General features: G+C 43.6%; 1 pseudogene. It reads right to left on the reverse strand.

Annotated features, from left to right (window positions below):
- Window positions 1–44: 44 nt before the first annotated feature.
- Window positions 45–808, reverse strand: a pseudogene (locus tag ACYVTD_RS14195) (excinuclease ABC subunit UvrA); the annotation flags it as partial.

An 808-nucleotide genomic window follows, 5' to 3' on the forward strand; every position in this document is an offset into this window, starting at 1 on the left:
TATAAAAAGAGACATAAAACATAATAAAAAAAGTATTTTTTTTATCATTGTCTCCTGTTTTTACGCCCTGCGCACCTTTTTAACATTTCCGCTATAAATGAGCCGGTGTAAGAGTCTTTGCAATCGGCTACTTGCTCAGGCGTTCCAGTGGTTATAATATGACCGCCTTTTTCGCCGCCTTCAGGACCCAAGTCGATAAGGTGATCCGCCTGCAAAAGCACATCAAGGTTATGTTCTATCATTATAACCGTATTTCCCTGATCCACCAATCTTTGAATAACGTCCATTAATTGTTTTACGTCGGCAAAGTGCAGTCCTGTAGTCGGCTCGTCCAAAATGTAAAGGGTTCTGCCTGTGGAGCGTTTTGAAAGCTCTAGCGCCAGTTTTACCCTTTGCGCCTCTCCGCCGGAAAGCGTAAGCGCCGATTGCCCGAGTTTCACATAACCCAACCCAACGGAGAGCAAAGTTTGCATTTTTCGGGCTATTTGCGGAATTGCGGCAAAAAAATCAGCCGCTTCTTCGATTGTCATATCCAAAACATCGGCAATATTTTTTCCTTTGTAGTGAATTTCAAGAGTCTCTCTGTTAAATCTTTTGCCATGGCATACATCGCACGTTATGTAAACATCTGGCAGAAAATTCATCTCTATTTGTATTGTCCCGTCTCCGTCGCAATTTTCGCACCTTCCGCCTCGCACGTTAAACGAAAAGCGTCCGGGTTTATAGCCTCTCATTTTTGACTCGGGCATATTAGCAAATAAATCGCGAATGGCGGTAAAACCTTCCACGTAGGTAATCGGGTTTGAGC

The organism is Treponema sp. R6D11, from assembly GCF_054786075.1.